The organism is Streptomyces sp. NBC_00154, from assembly GCF_026342835.1.
Classification (GTDB): Bacteria; Actinomycetota; Actinomycetes; order Streptomycetales; family Streptomycetaceae; genus Streptomyces.
Genome location: NZ_JAPEMI010000001.1, coordinates 4,990,755 through 5,011,934 on the forward strand (window position 1 = coordinate 4,990,755; position 21,180 = coordinate 5,011,934).

Genomic DNA, 21,180 nt, shown 5'->3' on the forward strand with positions numbered 1-21,180 from the left:
CGGGGCCGTGCGGACAGACATTTGGGGTGACGGATCGTGGAGCAGCCCGATAGCGGCGCCGAGCCGGCCGATGGAGCCGGCGACGCCGTCGAGGCGCTCGACCGCCCGCTGCCCGAAGGCGTACGGCGGCGGGTCGTCGCGCTGGTCTCGGACGCGTTCGGTGGCCTCACGGTCACCGAACTCCCGGCCCAGCTGAGGCAGTACGCCCGCTTCACCCCGACCCGGCGCGCCAAGTTCGCCGGGAACGCGATGGCGGCCGCCCTGGAGAGCGACACTCTGTTCCGTCAGCGCATCGGCGAACGGCTCCGGGAGTCTCAGCCCGAGCTGGCCGCGGCCGTGGAGGCCGGGTCGCCGCCCGCCGCCGCCGACCCCGTCGATGTGGCCGCCGCAGCGTATGTGCTGCGCCCGGTCGGCTGGGTGAAGCTGGTCGCCGCGGCCGGCGAGGAGGTCCAGCGGGCCGACGCGGAACGGGCCGACGAGGAAGGCCGGCGCGAACTGGAACGGCTGCGCGAGGAACTCGCCCAGGCCCGGACCCAGACCAAGAGCGAGACCGAACGGCTCCGCGGTGAGCTGGAGGCGGCCCGCAAGGAAGCCGACGGGCTGCAGCGCAAACTGCGCTCCGCCCTGAACGAGGTCAAGCGCGGTGAGGCCGCGGTCCGCCGGGGCAAGGCCGAGACCGAGACCGTACGGACCGAGGCGGCCGCCCGGATCTCCGCGGCCGAGAGCGAGACCCGGCGGCTGCGGGCCCGGCTCGGAGAGGCGGAGGCGTCCGTCGAGGCGAGCCGCAGGGCTGCCAGGGAGGGCCGCTCGGTCGAGGACATGCGGCTGCGGCTGCTGCTCGACACGGTGCTCGACGCGGCCCGCGGGCTGCGCCGCGAACTGGCCCTGCCGCCCTCCTCGATCCGTCCCGCAGACAGCGTCGACGCGGTCGAACCCGGTGCGATGTCGCCCAAGGACATTGCCGCCAGGGCGCTTTCGGACACCGATCCGGCCCTGCTCGACCAGCTGCTCGCACTGCCGCAGGCGCATCTGATCGTGGACGGCTACAACGTCACCAAGACCGGCTATCCGCAACTGCCGCTGGAGAAGCAGCGGCTGCGGCTGCTGGGCGGTCTCGCGGTGCTCGCGGCGCAGTCCGGCGCCGAGATGACCTGTGTCTTCGACGGGGCCGAACTGGCCGCTCCGGTACTGCTCGCACCGCCGCGCGGGGTGCGGGTGCTCTTCAGCAAGCCGGGTGTCACCGCCGACGAGCTCATCCGTCAACTGGCCCGCGCCGAACCGCCGGGCAGGCCCGTCGTCGTGGTCTCCACCGACCGCGAGGTAGCGGACGGCGTGGCGAAGGCGGGGGCCAGGCCCGTTGCGTCCGTCTTGCTCCTGAAGCGGCTTTCGCGCGTCTAGTGAGAGTTGTGGCGACTTGCCGGAATTTTTGGAACGGACCGTCAAGCCGCCGCTACACGCGGTGTGATGTGAGTAAAGAAGTGACTGCTGGGGCGAGATTTTTCTTGTGAGGATTTGAACTGATCACAAGATGGTCACTAAGGTCGGGCTTCGAACCTTCGCACGGTTGATCACCCATCCGGGGTGGCAGCGAAGGAACCGCCGAGTCCGTGACGTGCACGGAGCCGGGGATCCGCTCCCCCACAACCCGGTAGGCGGCTCGAGGAAGAAGGAGCTCGCCTTCGTGGCGTCCCACCGTCGTCCCAAGCAGCCGAGCCGCACCCGCGTGACCGTGCTCACCGCGACCGCCGCCGCGGCCGTTGCCCTGACCTCCCAGGCCGCCCACGCCGACCCCAAGCCGACCAAGAGCGAGGTCAAGGCGAAGGTCGACAAGCTCTACCACGAGGCGGAGACGGCCACCGAGAAGTACAGCGGGGCCAAGGAGCAGCAGGAGAAGCTCGAGAAGCAGATCGGCGCTCTGCAGGACAAGGTGGCCCGCGGTCAGCAGGAGCTGAACACGCTCCGCAGCGGCCTCGGTTCGCTCGCCGCCGCGCAGTACCGCTCCGGTGGCATCGACCCGTCCGTGCAGCTCTTCCTCGCCTCCGACCCGGACAGCTTCCTCGACGAGGCCTCGGCCCTCGACCAGTTGACGGCCAAGCAGGCCGAGTCCCTGGAGAAGATCCAGGAGAAGCAGCGCTCCCTCGCGCAGCAGCGCAAGGAGGCCCAGGACAAGCTGGCCGACCTCGCGGACGTCCGCAAGACGCTCGGTGAGAACAAGAAGAAGTTCCAGGGCAAGCTCGCCGAGGCGCGGAGTCTGCTCAACACCCTGACCGCCGCCGAGCGCGAGAAGATGCGCCAGGACGACCTGCGCGCCAGCCGCGACGCGGGCAGCCGGGTCGATCTGGGCAACGAGGTCCCCGCCTCCGCCCTCGGCGCCGCCGCCCTCCGGGCCGCCGCCACCCAGCTCAACAAGCCGTACGTCTCCGGCGGTACCGGCCCCAGCTCCTACGACTGCTCGGGCCTCACCCAGTGGGCCTATGCCCAGGCCGGCGCTGCGATCACCCGCACCACGTACACCCAGATCAACCAGGGAACCCAGATAGGACGCAGCGCCCTCAAGCCGGGCGACCTGGTCTTCTTCAACAACACGGCGCACGTGGGCCTGTACGCGGGCAACAACACCGTCCTGCACGCCCCGAAGCCGGGCGCGGTGGTCCGCTACGAGTCGATGAACACCATCGGCAGCTTCCAGGTCGGCGTGCGCATCTGACGACGCCCGAACGGGCGAATTCCCACGCCCCGACCGACTGCCCGCCCCGCCGGAGACCACAGGTCACCGGCGGGGCGGCGGCTTTCGTACCCCTCACCCGATCGGCCAGGACGTTGGGCGCTCCGTAGTCGCGCGGCTACTGTCTGCCTGCTGTGCAGCTCCCGTCCGTCGGTCCGCCCGCCCCGGGCGGCAGGGGGCTGTGCACCTCTGCGTACAGCGGAAGGGAGTGCGGCGTCCTGTGGTGTCCCATCGCCGTTCCACACAGCCCGGCGTCAACCGGAGCGTCCGGATCACAGTCCTGTCGGCGGCGACCGCTGCCGCCGCACTCGGGGCGGCCACCGCGAACGCCGAACCCCAGGACACGCCCCGGGCCGCGAAGGCCGAGGTCGACCGGTTGTACGGCGAGGCCGAGCGGGCCACCGAGCAGTTCAACAAGGCCGGGGAGGACGCCGAGCGGCTGCGCGGCGAGGTGATCAGGGCCCAGGAGCGGGCGGCCCGCGACCAGGAACAGATCAACCGGCTTCGCACCGCGGTCGGTTCGGCCGCCGCCGCGCAGTACCGCGCAGGCTCCATCGACCCCTCGCTCGCCCTGCTGCTCTCTTCGGACCCGGACAGCTACCTCGACCGGGCGGCCACCCTCGACCGGCTGAACGTCCGGCGGGCCGGCACTCTGCAGAAGCTTCAGAGAGCCCGGCGCGGGCTCGCACAGGCCCGGGCGGAGGCCGCTCGCTCGCTGGCCGGTCTGGAGCGCAACCGGGCCGCCGCCGCCCGCCACAAACGGACCGTCGAGCAGAAGCTCGAGCGGGCCCGGCAGTTGCTGAGCTCACTGCCGGGCGCGGACCGGGCGGCCTTCGAAAGGGCCTCTCGCACCGGCCGCGACGACGTGTTCCCGGGCATGATCGATCTGCCGCCGGGTTCGTCCCGGGCGGCGGCCGCCGTGCTGGCGGCCCGGCACGCCGTCGGACGCCCGTACATCTGGGGTGCCAACGGGCCTGCGGGGTTCGACTGCTCCGGGCTGATGCAGTGGGCGTACGCCCAGGCCGGTGTCAGCCTGCCGCGCACCTCCCAGGCCCAGCGATACGCCGGACGCATGGTGCCGCTCTCCATGGCCCGCCCGGGCGACCTGGTCGCCTACCGGGCGGACGCCAGTCACATCGGGATGTACGTCGGCAACGGCCAGGTGATCCATGCCCCGTACCCGGGCGCCCCGGTCCGCTACGACCCGGTCGGCATGATGCCCGTCTCGTCGGTCACCCGCATCTGACCCGTACCCTCGACCGGGTGGCTGATCAGGGGCGTACGGCAGGCCGGGGACGTGACGGACGGTGGCGCGCGGCAGGCGCGGCACTCGCCGTCCTGCTGCTCGCGGCCGCCTGCACGGCCCCCGCCGCAACCTCCCCCGACACCACGGTCCGCGACGTCCGCGCCACCCTGGACCGCCGAGCCGCCGCCGTCCTGGACCACGACCCGGACGCCTATGCGGCCACGGTCGCTCCCGGGGCCACCGGGCTGCGGACGGCCCAGCGCCGCGAACTGGCCAACCTCGCCGACGTGCCGCTGAGCTCGTGGACGTACTCAGTGACCGACGTGCGCGAGCACGGCACCGACAAGGCCACCGCCGACATCGAACTGCGGTACCGGATCGCGGGCTACGACAGCGCTCCGGTCACCGCCGACCGCGTCCTGGACCTGGAACGGCACGGGGCGGACGGCCGCTGGTACATAGCGGCTGACCGGGCCGGGAAGGACAGCGGCCGGCAGCTCTGGCAGCAGGGTGACGTGCGGGTCGTACGCGGCGCGCACAGCCTCGTTCTCGGCGTCGGCCGCACGCAGGAGGAGCTGCGCCGGATCGCGGACACCGAGGACCGCGCGGTGCCCGCCGTCTCTGCCGCCTGGCCGGAGCACTGGGCCGCCCGCGTGGTGGTGATCGTGCCGAGGACGGTCGACGACATGGCCGGGCTGCTCGGGGACCCGGTGGCGAACTACCGGGGCATCGCCGCCGTCACCACCGGGGAGACCGGCGGCCCGGGCCGGACGCCCGCGGACCGGGTGATCATCAACCCGCAGGCGTACGCGATGCTCGGCACGTTCGGGCAGCGGGTCGTCCTCACCCACGAGACCGCCCATGTCGCCACCCGCGCCCGTACCTCCGCCGCGACCCCGACCTGGCTCTCCGAGGGCGTCGCCGACTGGGCGGCCTACCGCGCCGAGGACCGGACCCCCGCACAGGCCGCGCCGGAACTGGCGGAAGCCGTCCGGCGCGGCGAGCTGCCCGCCGCACTCCCCACGGACGAGGATTTCCGCTTCGGTGGCGACTCCGGGCGCCTCGCGAGGGCGTACGAGGGCGGCTGGCTGGCCTGCGCGCTGATCGCCGACCACTGGGGCGAGAAGAAGCTGTTCGCCTTCTACCGGGCCGTCGGGGGGCACTCAGGGCGGGACGGAGCGGTGGAGCAGGCCCTGCACGAGGTGCTCGGCACGACCGAGCAGGACTTCACGGCGCGCTGGCGGGAGTTTCTGCGGTCCCGTCTCGGCTGATGTCCCCGGCCGGTGCGGACCCGCGGTAGAGGACCGGCCGGACCGGCGCCGGCTGCTCCGGCCTCCCCGGCTCGGTCACCGTCCGCTGCCACAGCCGCCTCGCGGCGACCAGGGTCGCCGCGACCAGCAGACCGTTGCGTACGAACATCAGCGTCACGCCCGTTGCGTCACTGGTCACCACGTGGATGAACCCGAGCGGGAACTCCAGCTGCGTGACGCCCGTCGCTGCCAGTACCAGTCCGGCAGGCAATCCCATCCGGCCGGACCGGAAGACCAGGCAGACCGCCGCAAGGCCGACCAGCCACAGCATGTACTGGGGGCTGATCACCCGGCTGGTGGTCGTGAACAGCAGGACCGCAGTGAACGCCGCGTCGGCCGTGGTGCTCGCCCCGAACGTGCGGGCCCGCAGCCGCCACACCAGCAGCCAGCCGCAGGCGATCAGGCTCAGACCGAGCGCCAGCGTGCTCACCAGCGGTACATGCGGACCGAGGAACTCCAGCGATCCGTAGTTCAGCTCCACCCGGCCCTGCCAGCCGAACTGACGGGCCACATGGAAGACCAGCGCGCCCAGCGACTCGACCTCGGTGCCCCGGTCGCGCTGGAAGCCGAGAAAGGCCAGCGCACCCGGCATCGCCGCCGCACACACCACCAGCAGACCGGCCGCCGTCACCGCGGCCGCCGTCCACGAGCGGCGGGTGCGCTCCCCGCGCGCCGTGCCGACGAGCAGCAGCACCGGCCACACCTTCAGCAGTGCACCGAAGGCGGCCAGCGCCCCCAGCACCCGCGGATGCCGCGCTCCCGCCAGCAGCGCCGCCACCGCGACCGCCGTCACCATCACGTCGTAGCGCGCGTATGCGGTCGTGCCGAGCAGCGGCACCCCCGCCACCCAGACCCAGCCGCCCGCCGTCCGCCTGCCGGTCCGCCGGCCCGCGTACAGCAGCAGGCCCAGCACCAGCGCGTCGCACAGGCACACGAGGACGAAGAAGGCCGAGGTGTAGTCGAGGAACGGCAGCAGGGCGGGGGAGAGGATGGCGAGCGCCGCGACGGGCGGGTACTGCCAGGTGACATCGGACTGCGGATACGTGCCGCTCTGCAGCACCTCGGACCAGCCGTGGTAGATCACCGAGACGTCACTCGTCACGTCCGGGCCCGGCAGCGTGATCACCTTCAGGACGCAGAGCAGCAACGCGGCCCTGGTGAGGGCCCACACCGCCACGGGTGCGAGAAATCTGCCGGTGCCGCCTGCTGCCGTCATGGCCGCACTCATCCCCTTCGCCGGTGGCTCGATGAGCCATGATGCACGGCGTCTCTGTGCGGGAGCCATCAGGCCCAGCTGTTCGGTACTGTCAGCGGCGATGGACAAGACCCTGATCGTGACCAATGACTTCCCGCCCCGACCCGGCGGTATCCAGGCATTTCTGCACAATATGGCGCTGCGCCTGGACCCCGGAAAAATCGTCGTCTACGCCTCCACCTGGAAGCGGAGCCCCGAGGGCATCGAGGCCACCGCCGCGTTCGATGCCGAGCAGCCGTTCACCGTCGTCCGCGACCGTACGACGATGCTGCTGCCGACCCCCCGGGTGACCCGGCGGGCGGTCCAGCTGCTGCGCGCACACGACTGCACGTCCGTCTGGTTCGGTGCCGCCGCCCCGCTGGGGCTGATGGCACCGGCGCTACGGAAGGCCGGTGCCCGGCGCCTGGTGGCGACCGCTCACGGGCACGAGGCGGGCTGGGCCCAACTGCCCGCGTCCCGGCAGCTGTTGCGCCGGATCGGCGAGGGCACGGACACCATCACGTACCTCGGCGAGTACACCCGCTCCCGGATCGCGGCCGCGCTCACCCCCGAAGCCGCGGGCCGCATGGTCCAACTGCCGCCCGGCGTCGACGAGAAGACCTTCCATCCGGACTCCGGCGGGGATCGGGTCCGGGCCCGGCTCGGGCTCACCGACCGGCCCGTCGTCGTCTGCGTGTCGCGGCTGGTGCCCCGCAAGGGGCAGGACACCCTGATCCTCGCTATGCCCGCGATCCTGGCACGGGAGCCGGACGCCGTACTGCTGATAGTCGGCGGCGGACCGTACGCCAAGGACCTGAAGAAGCTCGCCGAGGAGACGGGCGTCAGCGACTCCGTACGCTTCACCGGTCCGGTGCCGTGGGAGGAGCTGCCCGCCCACTACGGCGCGGGCGACGTCTTCGCCATGCCGTGCCGCACCCGCCGCGGCGGCCTCGACGTCGAAGGCCTCGGCATCGTCTACCTGGAGGCGTCCGCGACCGGACTGCCGGTGGTGGCGGGCGACTCGGGCGGCGCCCCCGACGCCGTACTGGACGGCGAGACCGGTTGGGTGGTGCGGGGCGGCTCCGTGGAGGAGTCCGCCGACCGGATCGCCACCCTGCTCGGCGACCCGGAGCTGCGGCAGCGGATGGGGGAGCGGGGCCGGGCCTGGGTCGAGGAGAAGTGGCGCTGGGACCTGCTTGCGGAGCGGCTCAGAACGCTGCTGTGAGACAGAATGCGCTGCCCGGCGCGTCCTGCGCCGGGCAGCGCACTGTTCTCAGCCGCAGTTGCCCCAGCTCATGCGACCGCCGCTGGCGTTGGCCCCGGCCTGTCCGTCCGGCCCGGTGTTGATCGAGCCCCAGTACTTCACGCACTTGCCCGCGGCGCTGCCCCGGACCGGTCCGGCGTAGCTGGTGTAGTTGCCCTGGTCGACGTACGTGTTGCCGTTCTGGATGATGAGCTGGGCCGTGGTGAAGGTGGCCGTGCCCGTGTACGAGGTCTTGACCGTCACGACGCAGTTCTTGCCGTTCCCGCTGCTGTACATCAGGTAGACGGTGCCGGCGACCGTGCCGCTGCTGAACTTCACGGGGGACGAGGCGACGACGGAGTAGCTGTAACCGTCGGCCCCGCAGACCGCGGTCGGACTGGCCGCGGCCGCTGCCGCATCGGCCGTGGCGGGCACCGCCACGAGGGCGGAGGCTGCCACGGCCACGACCAGACCGGCCCGCTGGAAGGCGGTACGCACAGGGGTCTCCCTAGGGAAGTGGATCGGTTCGAGTGATCCAGACCCTTGCACCGGCCCTGCACGGGGGACAAGGCCAGGTTTCGGCCAACGGCCCTCTCAGCGCTGGTAGATGGACTCGACCTCGTCCGCGAAGTCCTTCGCCACCACATTCCGCTTCAGCTTCAGCGACGGTGTGATGTGCCCCGCCTCCTCGGTGAACTGCGAGGCAAGGATGCGGAATTTACGCACGGACTCCGCCTTGGACACCGCCGCGTTGCCGTCGTCCACCGCCCGCTGCACCTCGGCCAGCAGCTCCGGGTCCTCGCGCAGCGACACCGCCGTCGAGCCGGCCGGCTTGCCGTGCTCCTGGGCCCAGTGGCCGAGGAACTCCTCGTCCAGGGTGATCAGCGCACCGACGAACGGCCGCCCGTCGCCGACCACCATGCACTCGGCGACCAGGGCGTGGCTGCGGATCCGGTCCTCGATCACCGCGGGTGCGACGTTCTTGCCGCCCGCCGTGACGATGATCTCCTTCTTGCGGCCGGTGATCGCGAGATAGCCGTCCTCGTCGAGGGTGCCGATGTCGCCCGTGTGGAACCAGCCGTCGGCCAGCGCCTCGGCCGTCGCCGCCTCGTTGTTCCAGTAGCCCGCGAAGAGGTGCTCGCCGTGCAGCAGCACCTCGCCGTCGTCGGCGATCCGGACGACCGATCCGGGCAGCGGCTGGCCGACCGTACCGATCTTCTGCCGGTCCCACGGGTTGAACGCGGTGGCCGCGCACGTCTCGGTGAGGCCGTAGCCCTCCAGCACCGTGAAACCGATGCCGCGGTAGAAGTGCCCGAGCCGCTCGCCCAGCGGTGCGCCGCCGGAGATCGCGTACTCGCCGCGCCCGCCGAGTACGGCCCGCAGCTTGCTGAAGACGAGCCGGTCGAACACCTTGTGCTTGAACTTCAGGCCGATGGACGGACCCTCGGGGGTGCCCAGCGCGCGGCTGTACGCGATCGCCGTGTTCGCGGCCTTGTCGAAGATCTTGCCCTTGCCGTCGGCCTGCGCCTTGGCGCGCGCCGAGTTGTAGACCTTCTCGAAGACCCGCGGCACACCGAGGATCAGCGTCGGCCGGAACGAAGCCAGTTCATCGGTGAGGTTCTTGATGTCCGGGACGCAGCCGAGCTTGATGGGTGCCATCACGGACGCCACCTCGACCAGCCGTCCGAAGACATGGGCCGCGGGCAGGAAGAGCAGAACGGAGCACTCGCCGGTGCGGAAGAGGGGCCTGAGCCGCTCCACCACATTGCCGCACTCCGCGAAGAAGCTGCGGTGCGTGAGCACACAGCCCTTGGGGCGGCCGGTGGTGCCCGAGGTGTAGACGATGGTCGCCGGGTCGTCGGCCCTGGCGCTCGTGCTGCGCAGGTCGACGGTCTCCTCCGAGACCTGGGTGCCCGCCGCGGTCAGCTCGTCGACCGCGCCCTTGTCGATCTGCCAGACGTTGCGCAGGCCTGGCAGCCGGTCGCGCACGGAGGTGACGGAGTCGGCGTGCGCGTCGCTCTCGACGAGGGCCGCGACCGCGCCCGAGTCGCCGAGGATCCACTGGACCTGCTCGGCGGAACTGGTCTCGTACACCGGGACGGTGACTGCCCCGGCGGTCCAGATCGCGAAGTCGAGCAGCACCCATTCGAAACGGGTACGGGACATGAGTGCGACCCGGTCACCGGGCTCGATGCCCGCGGCGATCAGGCCTTTGGCGGCGGCTCTGACCTCGGCCAGGAACTGGGTGGCGGTCACATCGGTCCAGACGCCTGCCACTTTGCGGCTCATCACCGCCACGTCGGGATGCTGCGCGGCATTGCGGCGGATGAGATCCGTCAGGTTGCCGTCCGAAGGGACCTCGTACAGGGCCGGAAGGCTGAACTCGCGCAAGACTGCTGCTCCTCATCGGGCTCCGGTGCCACGGCTCTGTGTGACGCACCGGCGCGGTCCAAGATTGGCGGGTGCTCAGTGGGGTGAGCACGACTGGACTGCCCGGACGTTACCCATCAGTACTGGGTTCCGGATAGGGGGTTCCGGCCAGATGTTTTATGCGTCACACATATTGGTGGCCCTTGCGCGCACAGTAGTGCACCCGAGTTACGACCAGGAAGTAACCGCAGGTCCGGCGGCTCTACCCATGCTGCGGGCGTCGTCCTAGGGTGATCGTCATGCGAGCCGGACCGAACAGCCGTGATGCCGCCACCGCACGCCGTACCCGCATCCACGTGGTCAGTGACGTGCATGGGAACACCGAAGCGCTGGCCCGTGCAGGGGATGGTGCGGACGCGCTCATCTGTCTCGGTGACCTGGTCCTCTTCCTCGACTACGCCGACCACTCGCGCGGCATTTTCCCCGACCTCTTCGGCGTCGAGAACGCCGACCGGATCGTCGAACTGCGCACCGCCCGCCGCTTCGAGGAGGCCCGGGACTTCGGTCGCGGTCTCTGGGCGGGCCTGGACCGCAATGCCGCCATCGTCGGCGCGGTGCGCAAGCAGTACGCCGAGTTGTTCGATGCGCTCCCCACCCCCACGTACGCCACCTACGGCAATGTCGACATCCCCGATCTCTGGCCCGAGTACGCCCGCCCCGGCACCACCGTCCTGGACGGTGAACGCATTGAGATCGGAGGCCGGGTCTTCGGCTTCGTCGGCGGCGGACTGCAGACCCCGATGCGCACCCCGTACGAGATCAGCGACGAGGAGTACGCCGCCAAGGTCGAGGCGATCGGCGAGGTGGACGTCCTGTGCACGCACATCCCGCCCGACGTCCCGGAACTGACGTACGACACCGTGGCGCGCCGCTTCGAGCGCGGCAGCCGGGCGCTGCTCGACGCGATCCGCCGGACCCGTCCCCGATACGCAATTTTCGGCCATGTCCATCAGCCGCTGGTCCGCCGGATGCGGATCGGCGCCACCGAATGCGTGAACGTCGGACACTTCGCGTCGACCGGCCGGCCGTGGGCTCTGGAGTGGTGACCAGGACCGGCGACCCGGACCGATGGGGCCGTGCCGACCGGACCCTGGGACGATGCGCCCCGCGCACGCGATAGCCTTCTGGCGGCAGGCCTCTGCCGACCGACCGGTACCCCGCACTGGAGGAGCCACAGCGATGGCTGAACACACCAGCTCGAGCATCACGATCGAGGCGGCACCGGCCGACGTCATGGGCGTGATCGCCGACTTCGACCGCTACCCGGAATGGACCGGCGAGGTCAAGGAGGCCGAGATCCTCGCCAAGGACGACAGCGGCCGCGCCGAGAAGGTCCGCCTCGTCCTCGACGCCGGTGCGATCAAGGACGACCACACCCTCGCGTACACCTGGACCGGCGACCACGAGGTCAGCTGGACCCTGGTCAAGTCCCAGATGCTGCGTGCCATCGACGGCTCCTACGCGCTGGCCCCGATCGGTGACGGCAGCCGCACCGAGGTCACCTACCGGCTGACCGTCGATGTCAAGATCCCGATGCTCGGCATGATCAAGCGCAAGGCCGAGAAGGTCATCATCGACCGCGCACTGGCCGGCCTGAAGAAGCGCGTCGAGTCCGTCCCGCAGGGCTGACCCGGTGCGTACGGTCCTCGTCACCGGCCCCGGCGGCGCCGGCCGTACCACCGTCGCGGCGGCGACCGCACTGGCCGCCGCCCGCCGGGGCCACCGCACGCTGCTGCTCTCCCCCGACGCCATACCCGGCTTCCCCGACGCCACGGAACCCACCGAGGTCACCGAAGGACTCCGGTTCGCCCGCGTCGACTCCGGCGAGCACTTCCGCACCGAACTCCTCGCCCTCCAGGACCAGGCGTCCCCGGTGCTCGACCTGCTCGGTGGCAACCGGCTCGATGCCGAGGAGCTGACCGAACTCCCCGGCAGCGGCCAACTCGCCCTGCTGCACACCCTGCGCCGCGCTGCCGAGGGCGACTGGTCGCACGACGGCCACGAGCTTCTCGTCGTCGACCTGCCGCCGCTGCGCGAGGCCCTCGCCGTCCTCGCCCTGCCCGAGCAGCTGCGCCGCTATCTGCGCCGTCTGCTGCCCCCGGAACGCCAGGCCGCCCGCGCCCTGCGCCCGATGCTCGCCCAGCTCGCCGGCGTCCCGATGCCTGCCCAGTGGCTGTACGAGACCGCCGCCCGCCGCGACGCCGAGCTGGCCGCCGTCCAGAGGCTGGTCGAGGACCGGGGCACCACGGTCCGCCTCGTCGCCGAACCCGGACCCGCCGCCGAGGATGCCCTGCGCACCGCCCGCACCGGGCTCGCCCTGCACGGCCTGCGCGTCGACACCCTCACGGTCAACCGGGTGCTGCCCCGTCACTCGTCCGACCCGTGGTTCGCCGCGCTCGCCGCACAGCAGGAGAAGTGCGTCGACCACTGGTACGAGGAGTGGGCGCCGGCCGCCTCCCTGTGCGAGGTGCCGCACCTCGGCCGGGACCCGCAGGGGCTGGACGACCTCACCCTTCTCGACGCAAGGGCGAACCGCACCACCGCCGAGGCGGCGGGCAGCGGGGGAGGCCGCCTCGAGGGCGACGGGCTCGCCGTCGAACCGGCCGACCGGCCGGGCGGGCGCGCCGACAACCCCTGGTGGATCGAGGGCCCGAGCGTCCCGGACGGCCCGGATGGGGTCCTGGTCTGGTGCCTGCCGCTGCCCGGAGCCGTCAAGGAGCACCTCCAGCTGGTGCGGCGTGGCGACGAATTGCTCCTGAGCGTCGGCCCGTTCCGCCGGATCGTGGAACTGGAGTCCGGGCTGCGCCGCTGCACCGTCTCCGGCGCGGCGCTCACCGACGGTGTGCTGCGGGTCCGGTTCACGCCGGACCCGGGCCTGTGGCCGCGGACCTCCTGAACGGCGTACCACCGTTCGGGTAACGTCGGTAGTACGTGTCCCGTATGCGCCACCGTACGTGTCCCGTACGTGTCACCGTCCGCAACCATGTCGCAGGAGTCCGCCATGAGCGAAGCCACCGATCGTCCCGTCGACGACGATGCGTGGGCGAAGGCCTGCGCCGAGGATCTCGAAGCGGAGAAGGCCCGCCGCCGCGCCCAGCACGGCCCGCCGCCCGGCTCCGCCGCCGAAGAACTGCGCAAACTGGTCGATGCCGTGGCCGACAAGGCCGCCTCCCTCCAGTCCCCGCTGTTCGGCGTGGCCGCCCAGGGGGCCGTACAGCAGGTGATCAAGCAGGCGAAGTCCGTCGTCGAGCCGGTCATCGAACGCAACCCTGATGTCTTCGACCACATCGCCGCGGCCGGCAGCGAACTCCTCGCCGCCTACCGCTCCGCCGTCGAGAGCCAGGAGCGTCGCTGGACCCAGGGCGCCACCGACCCCGGCGGCCCCTCGAAGAAGGCCGACGACCCCACCGACCCGCGCGACGGCGGCACCGGCGCGGGCGAACACATCGACCTGGACTGACCGGCACCGATAGGGCGGGGACCGGCGCTCGGGTACGGTTGCCCATAGCGGGGCTCGACCGAAACTGAGGGATTCATGGGACTCACCATCGGCGTCGATATCGGCGGCACGAAGATCGCGGCTGGAGTGGTCGACGAAGAGGGCCGGATCCTCTCGATGTTCAAGGTGCCGACCCCGCCGACGGCTGAAGGCATCGTGGACGCGATCGCGGCGGCGGTATCCGGCGCGAGCGAGGGACACGAGGTCGAAGCAGTCGGCATCGGCGCTGCCGGATACGTCGACGACAAGCGCGCCACGGTGCTGTTCGCGCCGAACATCAACTGGCGGCACGAGCCGCTGAAGGACAAGGTCGAGCAGCGCGTCGGCCTCCCGGTCGTCGTCGAGAACGACGCCAACGCCGCTGCCTGGGGCGAGTACCGCTTCGGCGCCGGCCAGGGCCACGACGACGTCATCTGCATCACGCTCGGCACCGGCCTGGGCGGCGGCATCATCATCGGCAACAAGCTGCGCCGCGGACGCTTCGGTGTGGCCGCCGAATTCGGCCACATCCGGGTCGTCCCGGACGGGCTGCTCTGCGGCTGCGGCAGCCAGGGATGCTGGGAGCAGTACGCCTCCGGGCGTGCCCTCGTCCGGTACGCGAAGCAGCGTGCCAACGCCACCCCGGAGAACGCCACGATCCTGCTCAGCCTCGGCGACGGCACGGTGGACGGTATCGAGGGCAAGCACATCAGCCAGGCCGCCCGGCAGGGCGACCCGGTGGCGATCGACTCGTTCCGCGAGCTGGCCCGCTGGGCCGGCGCCGGACTCGCCGACCTCGCCTCGCTCTTCGACCCGTCCGCGTTCATCGTCGGCGGTGGCGTCTCCGACGAGGGCGAGCTCGTGCTCGGCCCGATCCGCAAGTCGTTCCGGCGCTGGCTGATCGGCGGCGAGTGGCGCCCGCACGCCCAGGTGCTCGCGGCCCAACTGGGCGGCAAGGCCGGACTGGTGGGTGCGGCGGACCTGGCCCGGCAGGGCTGAGCCACCCGGTCACGGACATCGACGGACGCCCGTCGCGCCCCTGTGGGAGCGGCGGGCGTCCGTCGTATCGTGAGCGCCATGGTCCTGACGCCGCTGCCCGACTCCCGTACCGAGCCGGATGGTTCGGCCGTCATCAGAGTGCTCAGCTACAACATCCGGTCGATGCGTGACGACCGCGAGGCACTGGCTCGCGTCATCCGCGCCTGCGCACCGGATCTGGTCTTCATCCAGGAAGCGCCGCGGTTCTTCCGCTGGCGCAAGCGCGCCGCCTGGCTGGCGGCCCACACCGACCTGGTGCTTCTTTCCGGCGGCGCCACCGCGGCCGGCCCCCTGCTGCTCTGTTCGCTGCGTGCCACCGTGGAACGAACGGAGGATCTGCTGCTGCCGCGCACCCCTGGGCTGCACCGCAGGGGGTTCGCCACGGCGGTGGTACGGATCGCGGGCACCCGGATCGGTCTGCTGAGCTGCCATCTGAGCCTGCGGCACGACGAACGCCTGGCCCAGGCGGATCTGCTGCTCGACCGGCTCGACGACATGCAGGTCGAGCACGCCATTGCGGCCGGCGACCTCAACGACGGCCCGGAAGGCAAGGCCTTCCAGCTGCTGGCCGGGCGGCTCCAGGACTGCCGGGCGGTCCGGCCGTGGGGCGCCGACCGGACCTTCCCCGCGCACGATCCACGTCTGCGCATCGACGCGATCTTCGCGACCGCCAGGATCGAGGTCCTCGGCTGCGGAGTCCCGTCGGGGCTGCCCGGCATCACCGAGCCGGACCTGCGGGCGGCCACGGACCATCTGCCGGTACTGGCAGCACTCCGGGTGCCCGCCCTCGCCTCCCTCGCCGAACCGACCTGATCCCGGGGAGCGGCTCGCAGCACTGTCCCGGGGGCCGTGTCAGACGACCGCGCCGCGCCCCGGATCGTCGTCATCCTCGTCTGCGTCCTGCATCCGCGCGACCAGGGTGACGAAGCCGCCCAGGAAGCCGCCGACGCAGAGCGTGGTCAGCCACCACGTCATGTCCCACTGCAGCAGCACCGCGATGAGCAGCAGCACCGGCCCGCCGACGACCGCGAGCCAGGCGAACTTCGCCGGGACATCGGCCTCCGGCAGCGGCGGCGGCTCCGGCGGGACGAAATGCCCCTCCTCGTGGTCGTCCGTGTCGTCCCCGTCGGCCGGCTCCGTCACCTCGTAGTCACGCGGACCGGTGACACCCGGCGCGAAGACGACCGAGCTGCCGAGCGGCTTCTCCGGCGGTTTCGGGGGCCCCTGCTTCCCGGCACCCTTGTCGGGGTCCAGGACATTGCGCTGACCGTCCTCCAGCTGCGCGAGGTCATCGATCGACTTGAACGGCTTGGCACCCGGCGGGTCCGGCGGCTCCTCGCCGTACCCGGCGACGATCGCCTCCCAGACGGCCTCCTCGTCGATCGGGTCGCCCTCGCCCCTGGGCCTTGCGAGGGCGTCCTGCGCACCCGCGCCCCCGTCGGGCACGGCCGCTCCCTCGGTGGGGCGCGGTTCGCGCTCCTCCTCGCTGCCCGCGCGCTCCGCGTCGTGCTCAGCCACCGGATGTGCTCCCCTTCTTCCCGACGCTCGGAGCGAGGCGGCCGATGAACGAATAGCTCTCGTCGAAGATCCGCTCCGCATCATGGTCCAACGTCGCCACGTGGTAGCTCTGTTCCAGCAGGATCTCCTCGACATCCGTCGACGACACCCGGCTGAGGATCCGCGCCGAGTCGGCCGGCGGCACCACATGGTCCTGCGGGCTGTGCAGCAGCAGGACCGGCTGGGTGACCTGCGGCAGATCGGTGTCGACCAGCCGGAAGAAATTCCGCAGCGAATGCGCCGCGTGCAGCGGCACCCGGTCGTAGCCGATCTCCACGGAGCCCTCGCGCGCGATGTCGTTGGCCACGCCCTTCGTCGACGGCAGCAGATGACGGACGACAGGCAGTGCGTACGCCGCCAGGCCGTGCACCTTGTTCCCCGGATTGACGAGCACCAGACCGCTGATCGCGTCCCCGTGCTTCGCCGCCAGCCGCAGCGCCAGCGCGCCGCCCATCGACAGCCCGAAGACGAAGACCTGACTGCACCGCTCCGACAGGGCCCGCAGCTCCCGGTCCACCTCCGCGTACCAGTCCTGCCAGCCCGTGACCTGCATGTCCTGCCAGCGCGTGCCGTGCCCGGGCAGCAGCGGCAGCGAGACCGTGAGTCCGCGCTCCGCCAGATGGTCGGCCCAGGGACGCAGCGACTGCGGTGAACCGGTGAATCCGTGGCAGAGGAGGACGCCGACCTCTCCGCCCTCGTGGCGGAACGGCTCGGCTCCAGGAAGGACCGGCACCTGGGTCTCCTGTTCGTGAGGCTCGAAAGGGAGCGAAAGGGGGCGTGCAAGAAGGATTACTTCACCGTACGCGACCGGACTGACACCGACCAGGGTCGTCACCGGTCACAGCCGTGCTTCGGCTCCGTGCCGGGCAGGAACGGCAGCTGCACCACGGGTTAAGGTCAGTGCGACAGCACACAGGAGGCACCCGAGTTGATCTACGGCGCAATGAAGTTCTCCATCGGCGGGTCATTGAAGCTCGCCTTCAGGCCGTGGGTGGAGGGCCTGGAGAACATCCCTGCTCAGGGGCCGGCGATCCTCGCGAGCAACCATCTCTCGTTCTCCGACTCCTTCTTCCTGCCGGCCGTCCTGGACCGCAAGGTCACCTTCATCGCCAAGTCCGAGTACTTCACCGCACCCGGGGTGAAGGGCAGGCTCACCGCCGCCTTCTTCAAGGGCGTCGGCCAGCTCCCGGTGGACCGCTCCGGCGGCCGAGGTGCCGGTGAGGCGGCCATCAAGGCGGGCATCGAGGTCATCGAGAGCGGCGGACTCTTCGGTATCTACCCGGAGGGCACCCGGTCGCCCGACGGCCGGCTCTACCGCGGCAAGCCCGGCGGCCTGGCCCGCGTGGCCCTGGCCACCGGAGCCCCCGTCATCCCCGTTGCGATGATCGACACGGAGAAGATCCAGCCGCCCGGTCAGTTGATTCCCAAGCTGATGCGCCCCGGCATCAGGATCGGCAAGCCGCTCGACTTCAGCCGGTACCACGGCATGGAGGGCGACCGCTTCATTCTGCGCTCGGTCACCGACGAGGTGATGTACGAGATCATGAAACTCTCCGGCCAGGAGTACGTCGACATCTACGCGACCGCGGCAAAGCGGCAGATCGCGGACGAGGCGAAGCGCCGCGCCGAGGAAGAGAAGAACGCGGGCAGAAAGCCCGGAACGCAAGGGTGACGGATCGGTCCGGCGCGTCACCGCGCCGGCGTCCGTCGGGGGGTGGGGGCATGGCCAAACGCGAACGGGTCGTACGCATGTCGGTCGAGCAGCCGTTGTGGCGTGCGCTGACCGCGTACCGGATCCTGACGATGCTCTATGCGAGTCTGCTCGCCGTCTTCGGCCGGGACGAGTACGAGCGGCCGTGGGTGGCCTTCGCCTACCTGGTCGTCATGGCCGCCTGGACCCTCGCCACGCTCCCCAAGGTCGCGGGCGCGGTGAGCTGCACCAAGCGCTTCCTCGGCGCCGACCTCGTGATCGCTCTGGTCGGCATTCTGCTGACCCCGCTCGCCGACTTCGACGCCCAGCACATGGACGGCTCGACCCTGCCGTCCATCTGGACCGCGGGTTCCGTCCTGGCGTTCGCGATCAAGGGCGGCTGGCGCTGGGCGGCCTTCGCCTCCACCTTCGTCGCCGCAGCCAACATCATCGAGCGCGGCGAACCCAGCCGGGACACCTTCCACAACGTCCTGCTGGTCTGGGTCGCCTCCATCGCCATCGGTTACGTCGTCGAGGTGGCCAGGGCCAGTGAGCGCACCCTGGCCCGCGCCCTGGAGATCGAGGCGGCCACCCGGGAACGGGAACGGCTGGCCCGCGACATCCACGACAGCGTGCTCCAGGTCCTCGCGATGGTGCAGCGCCGTGGCACGGCGCTGGGCGGCGAGGCGGCCGAGCTGGGCCGGATGGCCGGGGAACAGGAGGTCGCCCTGCGCACGCTGGTCTCCAGCGGACTGGTGCCCACCACCCGGGTCTCCGAGGACGCCACCGAGGGCGCGGTGGTCCGTACCGTCGAGGTCGACGACGAGGAGGACGGCCCGGCCGGCGGGGCCGTATGCGATCTGCGCTCCCTGCTCGCCCCGCACGCCGGCTCCCGGGTCAGCTTCGCGGAGCCCGGCGCCCCGGTACTGCTCGCTCCGGCGGCGGCGAAGGAACTTGCGGCCGCTGTCAGTGCTGCTCTGGACAATGTGCGGGTGCACGCCGGGCAGGACGCCCAGGCCTGGATCCTCGTCGAGGACTGGCCGGACGAGGTGATCGTGACGGTCCGGGACGACGGCCCGGGTATTGCGGAGGGGCGGCTGGCGCAGGCGGAGGGGGAGGGGCGGATGGGGGTCGCCCTGTCGATCCGGGGGCGGCTGCGTGACCTGGGCGGCACGGCAGAGCTGATCTCGGTGCCCGGCCAGGGCACCGAGGTCGAGTTGAAGGTTCCAAAGGTTTCGAGGACTCCGGACGATTCACGGGGGAAGGCAGGTTCCGGCCGATGAGCACGGACAACGTGACGAACGCGACCGGCGCGACGAGCGCGGCAGGCGGGCAGGGCGAGGCAGGTGGGCAGGACGCCACGCAGCGGGCGGTCAGGGTGATGGTGGTCGACGACCACCCGATGTGGCGCGACGCCGTCGCCCGCGATCTCGCCGAGTCGGGCTTCGACGTGGTGGCGACCGCCGGTGACGGTCCGCAGGCCGTGCGCCGGGCGAGGGCCGTCACCCCTGACGTCCTGGTGCTCGACCTCAATCTGCCGGGGATGCCCGGCGTCCAGGTCTGCAAGGAGCTCGTCGGCTCGCACCCCGGCCTGCGGGTCCTGGTGCTCTCCGCGAGCGGCGAGCACGCCGACGTGCTGGAGGCGGTGAAGTCCGGCGCCACCGGCTATCTGCTCAAGTCGGCCAGTACGCAGGAGCTGACCGAGGCCGTGCGGAGCACCGCGGTCGGCGATCCGGTCTTCACCCCGGGCCTCGCCGGACTGGTGCTCGGCGAGTACCGCAGGCTGGCCTCCGAGCCGGTGCCCGTCGCGTCCGACGAGCCGAAGGCCCCGCAGCTGACCGACCGGGAGACCGAGGTGCTGCGGCTGGTCGCCAAGGGGCTCTCGTACAAGCAGATCGCCGAGCGGCTCGTCATCTCGCACCGCACCGTCCAGAACCACGTCCAGAACACCCTGGGCAAGCTCCAGCTGCACAACCGGGTGGAGCTCGTGCGGTACGCGATCGAACGCGGCCTCGACGACGCCTGAGACCAGGAACGCCGAGAGCGACTCCGTCTTGGCGAAGCTCGTGATCAACTCCGGCTTATTGCGCGGGAATTGACCTTCCGACCCATCCCTGAGTGACCTGGATCACCATTAGCGTGGTCGTAGCGAGCTCACTTCGGCGAAGGGATGCTTCCATGCGGGTCGGAGTACTGACCGGGGGCGGCGACTGCCCCGGGCTCAACGCGGTCATCCGCGCCATCGTCCGCAAAGGCGTGCAGGAGTACGGCTACGACTTCATCGGCTTCCGGGACGGCTGGCGCGGCCCGCTGGAGGGGGAGACCGTCCCGCTCTCCATCCCGGCGGTGCGCGGCATCCTGCCGCGCGGCGGCACCATCCTCGGTTCCTCGCGCACCAACCCCCTCAATGCTGAACACGGCGTCCGCCGGATCAGGGACAACCTCGCCAAGTACGAGGTCGACGCGCTCGTCACCATCGGCGGCGAGGACACGCTCGGCGTGGCCGCGACCCTGTCCGACGAGTACGGCATCCCGTGCGTCGGTGTTCCCAAGACCATCGACAACGACCTCTCGGCCACCGACTACACCTTCGGCTTCGACACGGCGGTCGGCATCGCGACCGAGGCCATCGACCGTCTGCACACCACCGCCGAGTCCCATATGCGGGTCCTCGTCGTCGAGGTGATGGGCCGCCACGCGGGCTGGATCGCGCTCCACTCCGGGCTGGCAGGCGGCGCCAACGTCATTCTCATTCCCGAGCAGCGCTTCGACATCGAACAGGTCTGCGCCTGGGTCACCTCCCGCTTCCGGGCGAGTTACGCCCCGATCGTCGTCGTCGCCGAGGGCGCCATGCCCGCCGAGGGGGCAATGATCCTCAAGGACGAATCCCACGACTCCTTCGGTCATGTCCGGTTGTCCGGCGTCGGCGAATGGCTGGCCAAGGAGATCGAGCGGCGCACCGGGAAGGAGGCCAGGACCACGGTGCTCGGCCATGTCCAGCGCGGCGGCACCCCCAGCGCCTTCGACCGCTGGCTGGCCACCCGCTTCGGGCTGCACGCCATCGAAGCCGTGCGGGACGGCGACTTCGGCGTGATGGTCGCCCTGCGTGGCACGGACATCGTGCGGGTGCCGATCGCGGAGGCGACCGCCCGGCTCAAGACGGTCGACCCGGCGCTCTACGCGGAGGTCGGCGTCTTCTTCGGCTGAGCGCGCTTCTTCGGCTGAGCAC

General features: G+C 71.1%; 20 protein-coding genes. 15 read left to right on the top strand and 5 right to left on the bottom strand.

The window, feature by feature from the left end; genetic code table 11:
• Positions 1-36: 36 nt before the first annotated feature.
• The 4 genes from OHA03_RS22355 (at position 37) to OHA03_RS22370 (ending at position 5,242) form a co-directional block, all read left to right on the top strand.
• Positions 37-1,398, top strand: a complete 1,362-nt coding sequence (locus tag OHA03_RS22355; RefSeq protein ID WP_267005569.1) for an NYN domain-containing protein — start codon at positions 37-39, stop codon at positions 1,396-1,398.
• A 283-nt stretch (positions 1,399-1,681) separates the two neighbouring features.
• Entirely contained in the window at positions 1,682-2,707 is a 1,026-nt protein-coding gene (locus tag OHA03_RS22360; RefSeq protein WP_267005570.1) for an NlpC/P60 family protein, read from the top strand.
• 238 nt (positions 2,708-2,945) lie between these two features.
• Complete coding sequence (locus OHA03_RS22365) at positions 2,946-3,971, top strand: C40 family peptidase (protein WP_267005571.1); 1,026 nt, start codon at positions 2,946-2,948, stop codon at positions 3,969-3,971.
• A gap of 17 nt (positions 3,972-3,988) precedes the next feature.
• Positions 3,989-5,242, top strand: a complete 1,254-nt coding sequence (locus OHA03_RS22370; protein ID WP_267005572.1) for a hypothetical protein — start codon at positions 3,989-3,991, stop codon at positions 5,240-5,242.
• Here the strand turns inward: OHA03_RS22370 and OHA03_RS22375 are convergent.
• A complete protein-coding gene (locus tag OHA03_RS22375; protein ID WP_267005573.1) occupies positions 5,199-6,497 on the bottom strand; it encodes a glycosyltransferase family 87 protein in 1,299 nt (432 codons plus the stop codon). The two genes, OHA03_RS22370 and OHA03_RS22375, sit on opposite strands and share 44 nt — an antisense overlap.
• Before the next feature lie 100 nt (positions 6,498-6,597).
• Here OHA03_RS22375 and OHA03_RS22380 point away from each other — a divergent pair, with 100 nt between their 5' ends.
• Complete coding sequence (locus OHA03_RS22380) at positions 6,598-7,740, top strand: glycosyltransferase family 4 protein (RefSeq protein ID WP_267005574.1); 1,143 nt, start codon at positions 6,598-6,600, stop codon at positions 7,738-7,740.
• 48 nt (positions 7,741-7,788) lie between these two features.
• Here the strand turns inward: OHA03_RS22380 and OHA03_RS22385 are convergent, their stop codons facing one another.
• Together OHA03_RS22385 and OHA03_RS22390 are read right to left on the bottom strand one after the other, a co-directional pair.
• On the bottom strand, positions 7,789-8,256 hold the full coding sequence (locus tag OHA03_RS22385) for a spore-associated protein (protein ID WP_267005575.1): 468 nt from the start codon (positions 8,254-8,256) through the stop codon (positions 7,789-7,791).
• Between the two features lie 96 nt (positions 8,257-8,352).
• Positions 8,353-10,149 (bottom strand): long-chain fatty acid--CoA ligase, encoded by a 1,797-nt coding sequence (locus OHA03_RS22390; RefSeq protein ID WP_267005576.1) that lies wholly within the window; start codon positions 10,147-10,149, stop codon positions 8,353-8,355.
• Positions 10,150-10,427: 278 nt separating this feature from the next.
• Between OHA03_RS22390 and OHA03_RS22395 the strand changes: the two genes are divergently transcribed.
• The 6 genes from OHA03_RS22395 (at position 10,428) to OHA03_RS22420 (ending at position 15,517) form a co-directional block, all read left to right on the top strand.
• Positions 10,428-11,234 carry a metallophosphoesterase gene (locus tag OHA03_RS22395; protein WP_267005577.1) on the top strand — a complete coding sequence of 269 codons (807 nt, stop codon included), beginning with the start codon at positions 10,428-10,430 and terminating at the stop codon, positions 11,232-11,234.
• Positions 11,235-11,367: 133 nt separating this feature from the next.
• Complete coding sequence (locus tag OHA03_RS22400; protein ID WP_267005578.1) at positions 11,368-11,817, top strand: SRPBCC family protein; 450 nt, start codon at positions 11,368-11,370, stop codon at positions 11,815-11,817.
• A gap of 4 nt (positions 11,818-11,821) precedes the next feature.
• Entirely contained in the window at positions 11,822-13,084 is a 1,263-nt protein-coding gene (locus OHA03_RS22405; RefSeq protein ID WP_267005579.1) for an ArsA family ATPase, read from the top strand.
• Between the two features lie 105 nt (positions 13,085-13,189).
• Positions 13,190-13,648 carry a DUF5304 domain-containing protein gene (locus OHA03_RS22410; RefSeq protein ID WP_323181244.1) on the top strand — a complete coding sequence of 153 codons (459 nt, stop codon included), beginning with the start codon at positions 13,190-13,192 and terminating at the stop codon, positions 13,646-13,648.
• A gap of 75 nt (positions 13,649-13,723) precedes the next feature.
• On the top strand, positions 13,724-14,665 hold the full coding sequence (locus OHA03_RS22415; protein WP_267005581.1) for an ROK family glucokinase: 942 nt from the start codon (positions 13,724-13,726) through the stop codon (positions 14,663-14,665).
• 78 nt (positions 14,666-14,743) lie between these two features.
• Entirely contained in the window at positions 14,744-15,517 is a 774-nt protein-coding gene (locus OHA03_RS22420; RefSeq protein ID WP_267005582.1) for an endonuclease/exonuclease/phosphatase family protein, read from the top strand.
• 39 nt (positions 15,518-15,556) lie between these two features.
• On the opposite strand, the gene OHA03_RS22425 is transcribed toward OHA03_RS22420, so the two are convergent.
• Complete coding sequence (locus OHA03_RS22425) at positions 15,557-16,222, bottom strand: hypothetical protein (RefSeq protein WP_267005583.1); 666 nt, start codon at positions 16,220-16,222, stop codon at positions 15,557-15,559.
• Positions 16,215-16,994: a carboxylesterase gene (locus OHA03_RS22430; RefSeq protein WP_267005584.1), complete on the bottom strand. Its 780-nt coding sequence runs from the start codon at positions 16,992-16,994 to the stop codon at positions 16,215-16,217. The genes OHA03_RS22425 and OHA03_RS22430 overlap by 8 nt, the downstream gene beginning before the upstream one ends.
• 195 nt (positions 16,995-17,189) lie before the next feature.
• Between OHA03_RS22430 and OHA03_RS22435 the strand changes: the two genes are divergently transcribed.
• The 4 genes from OHA03_RS22435 (at position 17,190) to OHA03_RS22450 (ending at position 21,158) form a co-directional block, all read left to right on the top strand.
• Positions 17,190-17,933 (top strand): 1-acyl-sn-glycerol-3-phosphate acyltransferase, encoded by a 744-nt coding sequence (locus tag OHA03_RS22435; protein ID WP_267005585.1) that lies wholly within the window; start codon positions 17,190-17,192, stop codon positions 17,931-17,933.
• A 50-nt stretch (positions 17,934-17,983) separates the two neighbouring features.
• A complete protein-coding gene (locus OHA03_RS22440; protein WP_267005586.1) occupies positions 17,984-19,234 on the top strand; it encodes a MacS family sensor histidine kinase in 1,251 nt (416 codons plus the stop codon).
• Between the two features lie 98 nt (positions 19,235-19,332).
• A complete protein-coding gene (locus tag OHA03_RS22445) occupies positions 19,333-19,977 on the top strand; it encodes a response regulator transcription factor (protein ID WP_267008126.1) in 645 nt (214 codons plus the stop codon).
• A 152-nt stretch (positions 19,978-20,129) separates the two neighbouring features.
• Positions 20,130-21,158, top strand: a complete 1,029-nt coding sequence (locus OHA03_RS22450; protein WP_267005587.1) for a 6-phosphofructokinase — start codon at positions 20,130-20,132, stop codon at positions 21,156-21,158.
• Positions 21,159-21,180 lie beyond the last annotated feature (22 nt).

Coding starts and splice junctions, on each gene's coding strand:
- OHA03_RS22380 (WP_267005574.1), top strand. CDS start 6,598: ATGGACAAGACCCTGATCGTGACCAATGACTTCCCGCCCCGACCCGGC.
- OHA03_RS22395 (WP_267005577.1), top strand. CDS start 10,428: ATGCGAGCCGGACCGAACAGCCGTGATGCCGCCACCGCACGCCGTACC.
- OHA03_RS22375 (WP_267005573.1), bottom strand. CDS start 6,497: ATGACGGCAGCAGGCGGCACCGGCAGATTTCTCGCACCCGTGGCGGTG.
- OHA03_RS22415 (WP_267005581.1), top strand. CDS start 13,724: ATGGGACTCACCATCGGCGTCGATATCGGCGGCACGAAGATCGCGGCT.
- OHA03_RS22440 (WP_267005586.1), top strand. CDS start 17,984: ATGGCCAAACGCGAACGGGTCGTACGCATGTCGGTCGAGCAGCCGTTG.
- OHA03_RS22450 (WP_267005587.1), top strand. CDS start 20,130: ATGCGGGTCGGAGTACTGACCGGGGGCGGCGACTGCCCCGGGCTCAAC.
- OHA03_RS22400 (WP_267005578.1), top strand. CDS start 11,368: ATGGCTGAACACACCAGCTCGAGCATCACGATCGAGGCGGCACCGGCC.
- OHA03_RS22410 (WP_323181244.1), top strand. CDS start 13,190: ATGAGCGAAGCCACCGATCGTCCCGTCGACGACGATGCGTGGGCGAAG.
- OHA03_RS22445 (WP_267008126.1), top strand. CDS start 19,333: ATGGTGGTCGACGACCACCCGATGTGGCGCGACGCCGTCGCCCGCGAT.
- OHA03_RS22420 (WP_267005582.1), top strand. CDS start 14,744: ATGGTCCTGACGCCGCTGCCCGACTCCCGTACCGAGCCGGATGGTTCG.